This is a genomic window from Halobaculum sp. P14 (assembly GCF_051195155.1).
Lineage (GTDB): Archaea > Halobacteriota > Halobacteria > Halobacteriales > Haloferacaceae > JBNTKA01.
On record NZ_JBNTKB010000001.1, the window covers coordinates 499,332 to 514,661 of the forward strand.

Here is a 15,330-nt window from a genome sequence, read left to right on the forward strand (position 1 = left end):
CGGAAGGGTGGCTTTTTCACCGCGAACAGCCAACGCGGCGTATGACCAACGCGAGCCTCACGGACTTCGCCGACGGCTCGGCCGCCGACGGGGACGGCGGCCGGCCCGACGAGGAAGCGGCGTACGTCGCCGGCGGCGACGCCGTCCACGTGAGCGACGTCGTCGACGCGCAGGACCTCCGGGTGCCGGACGCCGACGGCACCGTCGAACTGATGGTGACCTCCGTCGACTACACCGTCGAAGGCAGCGGCGCCGACGAGTACCCCGTCGTCCACGTCTTCGGCCGCACCGCGGACGACGAAGCCGAACACGTCCGCGTGCTCGGCCTGGAGCCGTACTTCTACGTCCCCACCGCCGACGTCGAGTCGCGCGACCTCGTCGACGAGTACGACGTCGTCGTCGACACCCGCGACCGGCCGCACGGCGACGACGACGCCGACCGCTTCGAGAGCATCCGCGGCGAGCCGGTGACGAAAGTCATCGCGCGCACGCCGCGTGACGTCGGCTCCATCCGCGACGACTTCGACCGGACGTACGAGGCCGACATCCTGTTCCCGAACCGGTTCCTCATCGACAACGACGTCTCCTCCGGCATCCGCGTCGAGGAGCGCCGCCTCGACGACGGCTCGCTCCAGGTGTTCCCCGGCCACCTCGAACCGTGCGACGTCGAGGCGTCGCTCCGCGTCAACACCTTCGACATCGAGGTCGACGACCGGAACGGCTTCCCGGAGGACGGCGAGGAGTCCATCGTCTGTCTCACCAGCCACGACTCCTACCGCGACGAGTACGTCGTCTGGCTGTACGACGCGCCGGTCGGCGGCGTCGACGCCCCCGCCGCGCTCGACCGGTACGACGCGCTCCGGGAGAGCCCCGACGTCCGCGTCGAGAGCTTCGACGAGGAGGACGCGATGCTCGACGCCTTCATCGACTACCTCGACGACACCGACCCGGACCTGCTCACGGGCTGGAACTTCGAGGACTTCGACGCGCCGTACTTCCTCGACCGCTGTGAACTGCTCGACGGGAAGAGCGACTACGACCTGTCGCCGGACCGCCTGTCGCGGGTCGGCGAGACGTGGCGGAGCGGCTGGGGCGGCCCGGACGTGAAGGGCCGCGTCGTCTTCGACCTGCTGTACGCCTACCAGCGCCGGCAGTTCTCCGAACTCGAGTCGTACCGGCTGGACGCCGTCGGCGAACTCGAACTCGACGTCGGCAAGGAGCGGTACACCGGCGACATCGGCGACCTGTGGGAGCAAGAGCCCGAGCGGCTGCTCGAGTACAACCTCCGGGACGTCGAGCTGTGCGTCGAAATCGACCGGAAACAGGACATCGTGGCGTTCTGGAACGAGTCCCGGAAGATCGTCGGCTGCCAGATCGAAGACGCCCCGACGCCCGGCGACGCCGTCGACATGTACGTGCTCCACGAGGCGTACGGCGAGTTCGTGCTGCCGACGAAGGGCCAACAGGAGAGCGAGGAGTTCGAGGGCGGCGCCGTCTTCGAGCCGCTCACCGGTGTCCGCGAGAACGTCACCGTGCTCGACCTGAAGTCGCTGTACCCGATGTGCATGGTGACCATCAACGCCTCCCCGGAGACCATCGTCGACGACCCCGAGTCGTACGACGGCGAGACGTACCGGGCGCCGAACGGGACGCGGTTCCGGAAGGAGCCCGACGGCATGATGCGCGAGATGGTCGACGAGCTGCTCACGGAGCGCGAACGGCTGAAGGAGACCCGCGACCAGTACGACCCGGACTCCGACGAGTACGACCAGTACGACCAGCAGCAGGCCGCCGTGAAGGTCATCATGAACTCGCTGTACGGCGTCTCCGGCTGGGACCGGTTCCGGCTGTACGACAAGGAGAACGCCGCCGCGATCACCGCGATGGGGCGCCGCGTCATCGAGTTCACCGAGGAGGCCGCGAACGAAATCGGCCACGAGGTCGCCTACGGCGACACGGACTCCGTGATGCTGGAACTCGGCGGCGACGTCTCGACGGAAGAGGCGATCGAGCAGTCGTTCGACATCGAGGCGCACATCAACGGCCGATACGACGACTTCGCGCTCGACGAACTCGACGCCGAGGAGCACCGGTTCCAGATCGAGTTCGAGAAGCTGTACCGCCGGTTCTTCCAGGCCGGGAAGAAGAAGCGCTACGCCGGCCACATCGTCTGGAAGGAAGGGAAGGACGTCGACGACATCGACATCACGGGGTTCGAGTACAAGCGGTCGGACATCGCGCCGGTGACCAAGCGGGTCCAAAAGCGCGTCATCGAGATGATCGTTCACGGCCGGGACACCGAGGACGTCAAGGAGTACCTGCACGACGAGATTCAGTCGTTCCTGAACGGCGACGCCGACCTCGAAGACATCGGGATTCCGGGCGGCATCGGCAAGCGCCTCGAAAACTACGACACTGACACGGCGCAGGTCCGCGGCGCGAAGTACGCGAACATGCTGCTCGGCACGAACTTCCAGCGCGGGTCGAAGCCGAAGCGGCTCTACCTCGACAAGGTCCACCCGGACTTCTTCGAGCGCATGGAGAACGAGCGCGGACTGGACCCGCAGACCGACCCGCTGTACGGCGAGTTCAAGCGCGACCCTGACGTCATCTGCTTCGAGTACGCAGACCAGATACCGGAGGAGTTCGACGTCGACTGGGACGAGATGCTGGACAAAACGCTGAAGGGGCCGATTTCGCGCATCATCGAGGCGCTCGGGATGTCGTGGGACGAAGTGAAGACCGGCCAGGAGCAGACCGGCCTCGGCAGCTTCATGTAGCGAGCGTCGAGCTGTCCGACTCCCCCCACCCGAGTTTCCGATTTAGAAACGAATTTTTCGTGGTGACGAACCACATGGCGGCTGATGCGAAACCATTATGCGTCGAAACCGCCACTCCACACACACGAGGAGACCATAATGGCGACACTCAAACTGAACAACCTCCAGGCGGAGGTCGCGGAGACGGGCGAACAGATCCTGCGAGGCGTCGACCTCGAGGTCCGCAGCGGCGAAATCCACGCGCTGATGGGGCCGAACGGCTCCGGGAAGTCGACGACCGCGAAGGTCATCGCCGGCCACCCGGCGTACGCCGTCACGGACGGCGAAGTCGTCCTCGAACTCGACGAGGACGACGTCGCCGACGTCGACGCCGACCTCGACGACGAGGACTACACGTGGGACCTGCTCGACCTCGAACCGAACGAGCGCGCCGCGCTCGGCATCTTCCTCGCGTTCCAGTACCCGGCGGAGATCGAGGGCGTCACGATGACGAACTTCCTCCGGCAGGCGCTGAACGCGAAACTCGAAGAGCGCGAAGAACTGTTCGAAGACGAGGAGGCCGACGAGGCCGACGAGGACGACGCCGGCTACGAGACCTCGCCGATGGAGGGCGACGTCGAGGAAGGCGAAGTCGGCGTCGCCGAGTTCCAGCAGCTCCTCAAAGAGAAGATGGAGCTGCTCGACATGGACGAGAAGTTCGCGTCCCGCTACCTCAACGCCGGGTTCTCCGGCGGCGAGAAGAAGCAGAACGAGGTGCTGCAGGCGGCCATCCTCGAGCCGTCCATCGCGGTGCTCGACGAGATCGACTCCGGGCTGGACATCGACCGGCTGCAGGACGTCTCCGACGGCATCAACGCGCTGCGCGACGAGCAGGGCACCGGCGTCCTCCAGATTACGCACTACCAGCGCATCCTCGACTACGTCGAGCCTGACCACGTCCACGTCATGCTGGACGGCAAGGTCGTCAAGAGCGGCGGCGCGGAGCTCGCCGCGGAGCTCGAAGACAAGGGGTACGACTGGGTCCGCGAGGAAGTGTACGAGGCCGCGTAACCGTCCGTGGTTACTGAACAGCCTGATACGTACCGCGACGCAATTACCACGTAACGCACACATATGAGTTCGGATCAAGACCACCTAAAAGAGACAGACACCGAGGACCGGTTCGACTTCAAGAAGGACGAGAAGTCGGCGTTCCAGACGGAGAAGGGCCTGACCGAGGAGACGATTCGCGCCATCTCCGAGGACAAAGACGAGCCCGACTGGATGCTCGAACGGCGCCTCCGCGCGCTCGAACAGTACCACGCGATGCCGATGCCGACCGACTGGCCCGGCCAGCCCGACCTCACCGAGGTCGACGTGGACGAAATCGTCCCGTACATCCGGCCGGACGTCGAGACGCGCGGCGGCGTCGACGACTGGACCGACCTCCCCGACGACATCAAGGACACGTTCGACAAACTGGGCATCCCGGAGGCCGAGAAGAACGCGCTCTCCGGCGTCGGCGCCCAGTACGAGTCCGAAGTCGTCTACCAGAACATGCAGGAGCGCTGGGAGGAGAAGGGCGTCGTCTTCTGCAACATGGACGAGGCCGTTCAGGAGCACGAAGACATCGTCCGCGAGCACTTCATGACGACGTGCGTACCGCCGAGCGACAACAAGTTCGCGGCGCTGCACGGCGCCGTCTGGTCCGGCGGCTCGTTCGTGTACGTCCCCGAGGACGTCACGGTCGAGATGCCGGTGCAGGCGTACTTCCGGATGAACTCCGAGGGGATGGGGCAGTTCGAGCACACGCTCATCGTCGCCGAGGAGGGCTCCGAGGTCCACTACATCGAGGGCTGCTCGGCGCCGAAGTACTCGGCGTTCAACCTCCACTCCGGCGGCGTCGAAGTGTTCGTCGGCGAGGACGCGCACGTCCAGTACTCGACCGTGCAGAACTGGTCGAAGAACACGTACAACCTCAACACGAAGCGCGCGCTCGTCGAGAAGAACGGCCGGATGGAGTGGATTTCGGGCTCCATGGGGTCGAAGGCGACGATGCTGTACCCGTCGTCGATTCTGAAGGGCCGCGGCGCCTCCGACAACCACATCACCATCGCGTTCGCCGGCGAGGGGCAGAACATCGACACCGGCGCGAAGGTGTACCACAACGCCCCGGACACGAAGTCGACCATCGAGTCGAAGTCCATCAGCAAGGACGGCGGCCGCACGAACTACCGCGGCCTCGTCCACATCGCCGACGGCGCCGAAGGGTCGTCGACGTCCGTCGAGTGTGACGCGCTGATGTTCGACAACGAGTCGACGTCGGACACGATGCCGTACATGGAGATCAACGAGTCCACCGTCGACGTCGCCCACGAGGCGACCGTCGGGAAAATCGGCGACGAGGACGTGTTCTACCTCCAGTCGCGCGGCCTCGACGACGACGACGCGAAGCAGATGATCGTCTCCGGGTTCATCGAGCCCATCACGGAGGAGCTGCCCATCGAGTACGCGGTCGAACTGAACCGCCTCGTCGAACTCGAAATGGAGGGGTCGCTCGGATGAGCACGCAGGTACCGCTCAGCATCTCCGAGGACACCATCCACACCATCTCGGAGGAACGAGACGAGCCGCAGTGGCTGCTCGAGCGACGCCTCGAAGCGTTCCGGCTGCTCGACGACCTCGACCTGCCGGACGTCATCGAGACGCCGGGCCGCCGCTGGACGAACCTCGAAGACCTCGAGTTCGAAGCGCTGGTCGACCCGCTGAACCAGAGCGACGAGACCGAGCGCGTCAGCGCCGAGGGCGCCGAGGTGCTCAGCTTCGCGGACGCGCTCGACGAGCACTCCGGGCTGCTGGAGAAGAAGTTCGGCTCCGTCGTCTCGGCGGACACGAACTACCTGACGGCGCTGTCGACGGCGCTGTTCACCACCGGGACGTTCATCTACGTCCCGGAGGGCGTCGACGCCGAGGACGTGAAGGTGAAAGCCGAGATGAACAGCCGGTCGCTGTTCAGCCACACCCTCGTCGTCACGGAGGACAACGCCTCCGTCACCATCCTCGAACGCATCGAGAACGGCGACGGCGACGTCGACGGGGACCGCTACTTCAGCAACCTCGTCGAGGTCGACGCCGGCGAGAACAGCTACGTCCAGTACGGGTCGCTGCAGAACCTCGACGACGACGTGTACGACTTCACGCTGAAGCGCGGCGACGCCGCGACGTACGCGACCGTCAACTGGATCGAGGGGAACATCGGCTCGCGGCTCACCCGCTCGGACATCGAGACGGAGCTGAACGGCGACTCCTCGGAGTCGAAGATCGTCGGCGCGTTCTTCGGCCACGAGGACCAGCACTTCGACGTCAACGCCCGCGTCTGGCACAACGCCGAACACACCACGGCGGACCTCGTCACCCGCGGCGTCCTCGACGACGAGGCGCGCTCGGTGTACGAGGGCGTCCAGGACGTCGGCCGCGACGCCTGGGACACCTCCAGCTACCAGCGCGAGAACACGCTGATGCTGTCGGACGACTCCGAGGCGGACGCGTCGCCGAAGCTCATCATCAAGAACCACGACACCGAGGCGAGCCACTCCGCGACCGTCGGCCAGGTCGACCAGGAGGACCTGTTCTACATGACCTCCCGGTCCATCTCGGAGCAGCAGGCCCGCGACATGCTCGTCAAGGGCTTTTTCGTCCCGGTGCTCGAGGAGGTCGAAGTCGACGAACTCCGCGAGGACATCGAGTCTCTCATCGCGGCGCGGCTCCGGTAACCGGCCGCGAATTTTCGCGGACTCCGCGAACCGATTTTTCTTCGCCGTCGACGCCACCGCCGATAGCGCGTCTGCGAGCCGTTGCCGCGTCGACGGCACCCGGGGCCTGATTCTTCGGTGAGGCTGGTCAGTCCGTGCTGGAGTCGAAGACGGCGGCGGAGCCGCCGGTCCGGCGGAGTCGGAGGAGCGCGGGGAGCGTCGCGGCGGCGAGCAGCAGTTCGAGGCCGCCGGCGACGCCGAAGGCGGCGAGGTAGCCGTAGCGGGAGGCGACGGCGCCGCCGACGAGCGACCCGGCGAGGAAGCCGAGGCTGCCGGCGGCGTTGAAGCCGGCGACGGCGACGCCGCGTTCGTCGTCGCCGACGAGGTCGACGACCAGTGCCATCGTGGCGGGCGCCATCAGCGCGCCGAGGACGCCGACGACGACCATGCCGACCGCGACGAGTGGCACCGACGGCGCGAGGCCGACGCCGAGGACGGCGACGCCGTACAGCGCGGAGCCGGCCGCCACGGGGACGACGCGGCCGACGCGGTCCGAGAGCACGCCGAACGGGTACTGCAGCAGCGCGAACGGCGCGAAGAACGCGGCGAGCAGCAGCCCGGTCGCGGCGGGGCCGAGGTGGAACGCCTCGCGGAAGTACAGCGTCCCGACGAGCGCGAAGAAGCCGGCGGTGAGCCGGTCGACGAAGCCGAACGCGTACGGCACCGCGAGGTCCGTGTGGCGGCGGAGCCCGGAGACGAGCGCGGCGAGCCCCCGGTCGGCGCCGCCGTCGGGCGCGTTGTCCGGTGCGGTCGCGGCGACGACGGCGGCGACGCCGAGCAGCGCGGCGGCGGCGTACAGCGGCAGGAACGTCCCGACGGAGAACAGCTGTCCGCCGACGGGCGCGCCGAACGCGGTGCCGGCGCCGATAGCGATGCCCGCAGCGCCCATGTTCCGGCCGTTGCCGCCGCCGAGGTCCGCGAGCGCGGAGACGGCGAGCGAGAACGCGCCGACCGTCATCCCGCCCTGCAGCGCCCGGAGGACGAGCGCGCCCCCGAACGTCAGGCCGTACCGCGGCAGTTCGGCGAGCAGCAGGTAGCCGACGGCGCCGCCGGCGGCCGCGACGACGATGAGCGGACGGCGGCGTCCGACCTTGTCGCTCGCGGCGCCCCACAGCCCGGCGAAGACGACGAACGCAGCGAACTCCGCGGCGAGGAACAGCGTCGGCGCCGCCACGCCCTCCCCGCCGAGTTCGGCGGCGAGCAGGTCGACGCCGGGGTAGACGAACGTCTGCGCCAGCATGACGGCGAAGACGACGGCGGCGAGCGAGAACCGGTCGCGTCGGGCAGCCATTACCGACGCTTGGAGACCGACCGGCTTGAGCGTTGATGATGCGGGTCGGCGGCGGACCGGCTCCGGGCTGTCCACGGCCACGTCGACCCGGTCCGCGGGGCGTCCACGGCCACTAAATACAGATGTGCGGCGGTCGTCGGCTCCGACGAACATGTCGCTCGATGGCGCGATCGTCAAGGTGCAGCGGGAGTCCAGCGTCGACGACGACGACACCGCTGAGGCGACGCTGCGCGCGACGCTCGAAGTGCTCGGCGAACGCATCTCCCGCGAGGAGGCGAAAGACGTCGCCGGACAGCTCCCCGACGAGATGGAGACGTGGGTCATCGACTGGGACACCGAGTCGGCGCAGCCGTTCGGCGTCGACGAGTTCTGCGACCGGGTCGCCGACCGGCTCGGCGTCGACACGGAGACGGCGCACAACCGGGCGCAGGCGGCGGTCGACGCGCTGGAGATGGAGATCAGCGCGTTCAAGCGGTCCGCGGTTCAGGGGCAGCTCCCCGACGAGTACGACACGCTGTTCTGAGTCGGTGGCCGAAGGGTCGGGTTTAAGTCGCTCTCCCCCTGAAACGGGGACAATGGGACACGTATCGTCCACGAATCAGCCGGCGGCCGCGTTCGGCGCCGCCGCGTCCGACGACGCCGGAGGTGGGGAAGCGTGAGCGTCGGTCAGCGCGTCGCCTCCGACCACCAGCTCGCCCGGCTCCTCCAGATCGGGGTCGTCCTGGAGGAGGTCGTCGAGGCCCGCGCGCACCACCACTACCGGGCGCTCGACGAGGAGCTCGACCCGGAGATCGAGGCGCTGCTCGACGAGGCGGCCGAGGAGTCCGCCGACCACCGCGAGCGGCTCGAAGACCTCATCGCGCAGCTCGACGCGGAGTCGGTGTCGTACGACGAAATCGAGACGCTCGTCGAAGCCCAGTACGGCCAGACGAAGCCGGACGACTTCGACGGCGTGCTGTACGACCAGCTGTGCAACGAGGAGACGGCGTACAAGTTCTACGACGACCTCATCGACGCAATCGAAGGCAGCGACTCCGAGTTCTCCATCGACCGCGACGCGGTGCTCGCGACGCTGCGCGGCATCCGCGAGGAGGAGGCGGAGGGCGTCGAAGAAGTGACGGAGATCATGGAGCGGAGAGCCTGACATGAACACGGCAGACCAGTACCTCAAAGCGATCTACCTCGTACAGGAAGCCGAAGACGGCCCCGCCTCGACCGGCTCCGTCGCCGACGCGCTCGACGTCAGCCCGGCGTCCGCCAACGAGATGATCGGGAAGCTCGAAGAGCGCGGGCTCGCCGAACACGAGAAGTACAAGGGCGTCTCGCTCAGCGACGACGGCATCGTCCGCGCCCGCGAGGCGCTGTCGAACTACTGCATCATCGAGCGGTTCCTCGCGAACGTCCTCGAAGTCGAGGAGTTCCGCGCGGAGGCGCGGTCGCTGGAGGCCGTCATCGACGACACGGTCGCCGAGCGGCTCGACACCATCATCGACCGGTCGGACGAGTGCCCGGACTGCTTCGACGCGGAGGCGGACGCCTGCAAGTACCTCGACCCGCCGACTCCGGAGCAGGACCGCGAGCAGGAGAACATCGCGGACTGACCGCGGTCCGCCGCTCCGACGACCGCACGACGCCGCCGACGCTTCGGGGGCGAACCGGCGCAGTCCCGCGTTTTCGCGGCTCGAACCGAGCCGTCGCTGTTAAGTCCGGTGGCCGCCACGGTCCATCCACAATGGCGTCGGACGTCACCAGACGGCTCAAGCGACTCGTCGGGCGAGACGACGAGGACGCACTCTCCTTCCAGTGTCAGCGCTGCGAGGCGACGTTCGACGCGAACCGCCAGCAGTGCCCCGACTGCGGCAGCTTCGACATCCGCCGCGCGTAGCCCGCGCGGTTCCGGAACGGCTTAGGGCGACGAGCGAGTACCGACAGACGCGACGCAGTCCCGTGGTGTAGTGGCCAATCATGAGGGCCTTTGGACGCGCCCGGCTCCGACCGGCGCGGAAGACAGCCTTCGACGGCGGTTCGAATCCGCCCGGGACTATCTTCTCGCGAACGCAAGTGAGCGAGAGATATCTCTGCGAGGAACGTCGAGGAGACACGTCTCACTCGCCGTCGGCGGGGACGAGCCGGTGGACGCCGCCGCCGTTCGTGCCGGTCCCGAGGACGTACAGTTCGCCGGCGGCGTCTCGGCCGAACGAGAGGATGCGGCCGAGTTTCGCGGCGTCTTCGTCGGCGACGTCGACGACGCGGGTCGGCCAGAGACCGTCGCCGTCGGCCGGAGGAGTCGCGGCGAAGAGCCGGCCGTCGGCGTCGAGGTCGCCGAACACGTAGGTGCCTCGGAGCCCGGGGATGGCGTCGCCGCGGTAGACGTGGCCGCCGATGACGGAGACGCCGCTGACGGCGCCGCCGGAGTGCGGGTACTCGACGACGGGGTCGCGGAGCGGTTCGCCGCCGCGGACGCTCGGCGGCGTCCGGGCGGGGCAGCTGTCGGCGCCGTAGCAGTGCGTCCCTTCTCTGACGTTCCAGCCGTAGTTGCCGCCGCGCTCGACGAGGTTGACCTCCTCGTAGCGGTTCTGTCCAACGTCGGCGGCGTAGAGGTCGTCGCCGTCGAACGAGACGCGCCACGGGTTCCGGAACCCCCAGGCGTAGTGTTCGTCGCGGCCGTCGCGGCCGACGAGCGGGTTGTCGTCCGGGACTCCGTACGGTCGGCCGCCGTCGCGGCTGTCGACGTCGATTCGGAGGAGGCTGCCGAGGAGGTTCTCGGTGACCTCCTGGCCGTTGCCGCCGTCGACGCCGCCGTACCAGTCGTCGGCGTGGCCGGTGCCGCGGTCGCCGCCGGCGCCGCCGTCGCCGACGGGGACGTAGAGGAGTCCGTCCGGGCCGAACGCGAGGTCGCCGGCGTTGTGGTTGGACTGCGGTTCGGGAATCTCCAGGACGGTGCGCTCGGAGTCGCGGACGACGCGGCGGCCGTCGGCGGTGGCGCGGAACTCGGAGAGCACGAACGTGTGGCTGTACGTCGACGGCGTGCCGGGCCGGCGCGGCGCGCTGTACCGGACGAACACGCGTCGGTTGTCGGCGAACGACGGGTGGAGCGCGACGCCGAGCAGCCCTGTTTCGCCGCCGGCGATAACGGTGTCCCGGAGGTCCAAGAACGGCTCGTCGCGGCGGCCGTCGGGGCCGTGCGTGTGGATGATTCCGTGCTGTTCGGCGACGTACCGACGGTCTGCGTCCGGCGCGAACGCGACGGCGAGCGGCGCGCGGAGCCCGTCCACGACGGTGTCGAGGCCGACGGTCTCCACCGGCTGGCCGCCACCCGGTTCGTCTGTCCCGGATTTTGGGGGTTCGTCGCCGGGAGACTCCGAGGTTCGCCGCGGGGCGGTCGCGCCGCCGCAGCCGGCGAGCCCCGCGGCGGCGCCGACGCTGACCGCCCGGAGCAGCCGCCGCCGCGTCGCCGTGTGCTGGGTCATGGAGTCAGAGCACCGAAATCGCGTAGGCGAACGACGAGAACAGCATCAGCCCCACCAGCACGAGCGCGAGGATTTGCTGCCGATTCATTGCCGGTCGTTGGGGCGCATCGGGCATAATTCCACGTCTCGGCAGCGGCCGGGTCGGACTGCGTTGCGGGGAGGGCCGAATGCAGCGGGGAGTGCGGCGGGCGGGTGTGCCGGCGGCGCGTCCAGCCGGTCAGTTGTCGTCGCCGGCGGGGAGTTCGTCGGTGGTGCGCTGGTCGCCGCGGATCCAGGCGCGGTGGATGCGTTCGAACTGCGCGTCGCTGATGGCGCCGTCCTCGAAGCGCTCGCGGGCGCCACGGAGGTCGTCGTCCGTGACGGTGCCGGCGGCGAGCACCCGCTCGAACAGGTCTTCGACGACGGAGACGGCGTCGGCGCCGCCGACCGGGCGGTCGCCGTCCGCGGCCATCAGCGCGCCGTCGAAGCCGAACGACGCGCCGTCGTCGGCGTCGGCGGGAACCGCCGCGTCGTACTGGAGCGCGACCCCGTCCGTGGCGTCCCAGGCGACGTACAGTTCGCCGTCGCGTTCGACCACGTCGACCGGTTCGGGGGTCGCTTCGTCGAGCGCGACGTCGCCGTCGAACTCCTCGTGGAGGACGACGCGGTCCGCGACGCCGCTCGCGCGGACCGTCACCTGCACGTCGTCGCCGGGCGCGACGTACTCGCGGTCCACGACCCGGACGACCCGGGCGTCGGCGTCGACGACGGCCGCCGGCACGAAGTCCGCCTCGGCGAACTCGTCTTCGGCGGCCGCCGGTTCAGCCGTGTGCGCGTCGGGTTCGATGGCGTCGGCCGTCGACGGCGCCGCGACGGCTTCGGCAGCGACGTCGGAGCCGTCCGGGCCGGCGTCGCCGCCTGCCTCGTCAGCGCCGCCGGAGCCGCCGGAACCGCCGGGGCCGTCGTCGTTGGCGACGGCTTCGGCCGCCCAGTCGGGGCCGGCGAATCGGGTCCAGATGACCAGGAGGCTCGGGAGGACCAGTACCGACGCGAGGAACGCGTAGATGATGGTCAGCCCGGTGATGACGCCGAACTGCTGGAGCGGCGGGAGGATGGCGAACACGAGCACGCCGAAGCCGCCGACGGTCGTCGCGGCGGAGCCGAGCAGCGCGCCGCCGGTGCCGGTGACCGCGCGGTGCATCGCCGTCCAGACGTCCCTGGTGCGTTCGAGTTCCTGGGTGTACCGCTCGGAGAGGTGGATGCTGTAGGCGACGCCGAGCCCGACCGTGAGGCTCGTGATCATCCCCGTGAGGACGTTGAACGGGATGTCCATGAGGTACATCGTCCCGAGAATCCAGGCGACGCTGAACGCGACGGGGAGCAGCGTCACGGCGCCGAGGGTCGCGCTGCCGTTCGCGAGCCGGTAGGCGACCATCAAGAACAGGAACGTCGCGACGAGCGTGATGATGAGGCTGTTCACCACCGTTTCGAGCAGTTCGTCCTGAACGATCTGGTTCAGGATGGCGCTGCCCGTCGCGGTGACGGTGACGTCGTCGCCTTCGAGCGACTCGGCGACGTCGCGCATCTGCGTCGTGACGGCGTCGCCGGAGGCGCCGCCCTCCACCGAGATGACCATGCGGGCGGCGACGTACTCGCCGTCGTTCCGGTAGATGACGCTTTCGGCCTGCTCGGGGGCGACCTCGTACAGCCGGTCGTAGACCCGTTCGAGGTTCCGGTCGGGGATGCCGTCGCCGTCGGTGTCGGCCGCGGCGACGGTGCTGTTGAACGACTCGTTCTGCGCGGCCACCTGTCTGATGACGCTGACCGGGCTCGTGATGTCCGGTTCGCCGTTCGGGAGTTCCTGCGTGACGCGCTTTTCGGCGGCGAGGTCGTGCGCCGACTCGATGCGTTCGAGCATCCCGGGCGCGGTCACGTCGCCCTCGATCAGGATCTGCGCCTGTGAGTCCTCCCGGATGAAGTGCTCGTTGACGTACTGGAGGTTCTCCTTCGCGCTGTACTCGCTGGGCGCGAACGGCTCGGGGAGGTCCTCCATCCAGCCCGGCGGGTCCTCGGCGAGGAAGTCCGACTGGCTGAACGAGGTGTCGACCTGCGTCGCGCCGTAGGCGCCGCCGGCGCTGAGCAGCACCGCGACGATGAGCACCAGGTACGGCGCCTTCTTCGCGCCGACGGCGCCGACGCGGAGGACGCGCGAGAACGCGCCGCCGCCGGTGCCGAACGCCTGCAGCGTCCGGTCGACGCCGCGCGCTTCGAGGAACTCGTCGAATTCGACCTTGAGCGCCGGGACGAGGACGCCGAAGACGAGCAGCGCCGCGACGATGCCGACGGAGCTGACGACGCCGAAGTCCCGAATCGGCGGCACCGGGCTGGTGAGGTTCGACAGGAACCCGATGACGGTGGTCGCCGTCACCCAGACGAGCGCGATGCCGACGCCGGCGAGCGCGACCCGCATGGAGCCGCGCGGGTCGCTCGGGGCGTCCTCGACGGATTCGGCGGCGGTGCGCTCCTCGCGGTGCCGCATGAAGATGTGGATGGCGTAGTCGATGCTGAGCCCGATGAGCAGCACCGGGACCGCGATGAAGATCTGGTTGAAGTCGATGTCGGCCCAGCCCATGAACCCGAACGTCCACACCAGCACGGCGCCGATGCCGAGCAGGCCGAGGATGATGTCGAGCGGGTCGCGGTAGGCGACGGCGAGCGCGACGAGCACGAACAGGACGGCGAGCGGCCCGACGATGAGGAGGCTGTCGGTCATCGACGACGTGAGCTCGTGGCTGATGATGCCGGCGCCGAACACCATGTACTCGTGGCCGGTGTCGCGGTCGCGGGCGATGTCCTGCATCGCGAGCTGCGCGTCGATGACCGGCTCGGAGGCGGAGGCACCGCCGGTGCCGCCGCCGTCGCTCACCTGCGTGACGAGCAGCATCGTCGCGTTCGCTTCGGTCGCGCCGGGGTCGTAGCTCGTCGGCATGAACGCGAGCGCCGCCGAACTGGCCGCGGAACTGCCGGAGCCGTCGCCGGACCCGAGGACGGCCGTGATGGTGCTGTCGATCTCGGAGGCGTTCATCGACCGTATCTGGTCGATCTGCTCGGCGAGCGTCGCCTCCGAGGCGTTCCGGAACGCGGCGCGGTCGGCTTCGAGTTCCTCGGCGAGCCGCTGGAGCCGGTCGACCTTCTCGCGCAGCGCGGCGGCGCGCTCTTGCACCGCGGCGTACTCCTCGGAGAGCACGCCGCGCGTGCCGAGCGTGTACGCCTGCTCGGCTTCGGCCTGCGTGGAGGCGCCTCTGAGCTGTTCGGCCGCGCGCTCGAACGTCGCGTAGTCCGACTCGTTGAGCGTGACCGTCGTGTTCGCGCGCACCTGGTCGAACTGCGTGCGGACGCTGGCGTCCGGGTTCTGCCGGAGGTACGTCAGCGCCGCCCGGAGGTCCTCGGCGGTGGCGTTGAGCGCGTCGCTCCGGTTCTGGATGGCGGCCCGCTCAGCCGTCACGGTGGCGTTGAGCCGCTGGACCTTCGCGGCGGTCGTCTGCAGGTCGCGACCCGCCTCCTGCGTGATCGCCGCGGTGGCGAGGATGTTGGCGACGCCGACGGTCGGCGTCTCGTTCGTCAGCGTCTCGCTGACGGTCTGGTTCTGCCGGAGCGCCCGCTGGTATCTGAGGCTCTCGAGCAGCGACTCCTTGTCGAGGACGTTCTCGTCGCGGATGATTATCTGCGCGGACGTCGTGTTCGCCGCGCCGGTGGAGAAGTTCGCCTCGATGTAGTCGAGTTTCTGCGACTCGACCGAGTCGGTCTGGAACTGGTCGAGCGAGGAGGACCGCTCGACCATCGGCGCGCCCGCCCCGATGGCTATCGTGAGGACGAGCATGACCGCGATGGCCGCTCGGCTGTGGTCTGTGATGGCGGAAACGACTGCGTCGAACCGGCTCATCGTCCCCGCGTCGTGTGTGCCTGGCTGGTCATACTGAACAGTATCTATCGATTGAACGTTCGTTCAGTACTTATGG

The 15,330-nt window shown here is 68.7% G+C and carries 11 protein-coding genes and 1 tRNA gene; 9 read left to right on the forward strand and 3 right to left on the reverse strand.

All coding sequences use genetic code 11. From position 1 onward, the window contains the following. The first annotated feature begins 41 nt into the window (after positions 1-41). From ACQUS7_RS02535 to sufD, 4 genes are all read left to right on the forward strand, one after another. Complete coding sequence (locus tag ACQUS7_RS02535) at positions 42-2,780, forward strand: DNA-directed DNA polymerase (RefSeq protein WP_435144318.1); 2,739 nt, start codon at positions 42-44, stop codon at positions 2,778-2,780. Between the two features lie 138 nt (positions 2,781-2,918). Then, positions 2,919-3,830 (forward strand): ABC transporter ATP-binding protein, encoded by a 912-nt coding sequence (locus ACQUS7_RS02540; RefSeq protein WP_435127988.1) that lies wholly within the window; start codon positions 2,919-2,921, stop codon positions 3,828-3,830. A gap of 63 nt (positions 3,831-3,893) precedes the next feature. Continuing rightward, positions 3,894-5,324: a Fe-S cluster assembly protein SufB gene (gene sufB, locus ACQUS7_RS02545; protein WP_435127986.1), complete on the forward strand. Its 1,431-nt coding sequence runs from the start codon at positions 3,894-3,896 to the stop codon at positions 5,322-5,324. Continuing rightward, a complete protein-coding gene (gene sufD, locus ACQUS7_RS02550; RefSeq protein WP_435144322.1) occupies positions 5,321-6,532 on the forward strand; it encodes a Fe-S cluster assembly protein SufD in 1,212 nt (403 codons plus the stop codon). Before sufB ends, sufD begins: the two co-directional genes overlap by 4 nt. A gap of 127 nt (positions 6,533-6,659) precedes the next feature. Here sufD and ACQUS7_RS02555 read toward each other — a convergent pair whose 3' ends face one another. Beyond that, a complete protein-coding gene (locus ACQUS7_RS02555; protein ID WP_435144325.1) occupies positions 6,660-7,862 on the reverse strand; it encodes an MFS transporter in 1,203 nt (400 codons plus the stop codon). A 151-nt stretch (positions 7,863-8,013) separates the two neighbouring features. Here ACQUS7_RS02555 and ACQUS7_RS02560 point away from each other — a divergent pair, with 151 nt between their 5' ends. From ACQUS7_RS02560 to ACQUS7_RS02580, 5 genes are all read left to right on the forward strand, one after another. Beyond that, positions 8,014-8,385 carry a DUF2267 domain-containing protein gene (locus tag ACQUS7_RS02560; protein ID WP_435144328.1) on the forward strand — a complete coding sequence of 124 codons (372 nt, stop codon included), beginning with the start codon at positions 8,014-8,016 and terminating at the stop codon, positions 8,383-8,385. A gap of 132 nt (positions 8,386-8,517) precedes the next feature. After that, positions 8,518-9,006, forward strand: a complete 489-nt coding sequence (locus ACQUS7_RS02565; protein ID WP_435144331.1) for a ferritin family protein — start codon at positions 8,518-8,520, stop codon at positions 9,004-9,006. A 1-nt stretch (position 9,007) separates the two neighbouring features. Further along, a complete protein-coding gene (locus tag ACQUS7_RS02570; RefSeq protein ID WP_435127976.1) occupies positions 9,008-9,463 on the forward strand; it encodes a metal-dependent transcriptional regulator in 456 nt (151 codons plus the stop codon). A gap of 131 nt (positions 9,464-9,594) precedes the next feature. Further along, positions 9,595-9,747 (forward strand): hypothetical protein, encoded by a 153-nt coding sequence (locus tag ACQUS7_RS02575; protein ID WP_435127974.1) that lies wholly within the window; start codon positions 9,595-9,597, stop codon positions 9,745-9,747. A 56-nt stretch (positions 9,748-9,803) separates the two neighbouring features. Then, positions 9,804-9,906 (forward strand) — tRNA-Gln (locus ACQUS7_RS02580). Positions 9,907-9,967: 61 nt separating this feature from the next. On the opposite strand, the gene ACQUS7_RS02585 is transcribed toward ACQUS7_RS02580, so the two are convergent. Next, positions 9,968-11,332 (reverse strand): PQQ-dependent sugar dehydrogenase, encoded by a 1,365-nt coding sequence (locus tag ACQUS7_RS02585; protein ID WP_435144335.1) that lies wholly within the window; start codon positions 11,330-11,332, stop codon positions 9,968-9,970. Positions 11,333-11,549: 217 nt separating this feature from the next. After that, entirely contained in the window at positions 11,550-15,254 is a 3,705-nt protein-coding gene (locus tag ACQUS7_RS02590; RefSeq protein WP_435144338.1) for an MMPL family transporter, read from the reverse strand. Positions 15,255-15,330 lie beyond the last annotated feature (76 nt).

Bases quoted from the DNA above. Each gene is read 5' to 3' on its own strand.
- ACQUS7_RS02535 (WP_435144318.1), top strand. From the start codon at position 42: ATGACCAACGCGAGCCTCACGGACTTCGCCGACGGCTCGGCCGCCGAC.
- ACQUS7_RS02540 (WP_435127988.1), top strand. From the start codon at position 2,919: ATGGCGACACTCAAACTGAACAACCTCCAGGCGGAGGTCGCGGAGACG.
- sufB (WP_435127986.1), top strand. From the start codon at position 3,894: ATGAGTTCGGATCAAGACCACCTAAAAGAGACAGACACCGAGGACCGG.
- sufD (WP_435144322.1), top strand. From the start codon at position 5,321: ATGAGCACGCAGGTACCGCTCAGCATCTCCGAGGACACCATCCACACC.
- ACQUS7_RS02555 (WP_435144325.1), bottom strand. From the start codon at position 7,862: ATGGCTGCCCGACGCGACCGGTTCTCGCTCGCCGCCGTCGTCTTCGCC.
- ACQUS7_RS02560 (WP_435144328.1), top strand. From the start codon at position 8,014: ATGTCGCTCGATGGCGCGATCGTCAAGGTGCAGCGGGAGTCCAGCGTC.
- ACQUS7_RS02570 (WP_435127976.1), top strand. From the start codon at position 9,008: ATGAACACGGCAGACCAGTACCTCAAAGCGATCTACCTCGTACAGGAA.
- ACQUS7_RS02575 (WP_435127974.1), top strand. From the start codon at position 9,595: ATGGCGTCGGACGTCACCAGACGGCTCAAGCGACTCGTCGGGCGAGAC.
- ACQUS7_RS02585 (WP_435144335.1), bottom strand. From the start codon at position 11,332: ATGACCCAGCACACGGCGACGCGGCGGCGGCTGCTCCGGGCGGTCAGC.
- ACQUS7_RS02590 (WP_435144338.1), bottom strand. From the start codon at position 15,254: ATGAGCCGGTTCGACGCAGTCGTTTCCGCCATCACAGACCACAGCCGA.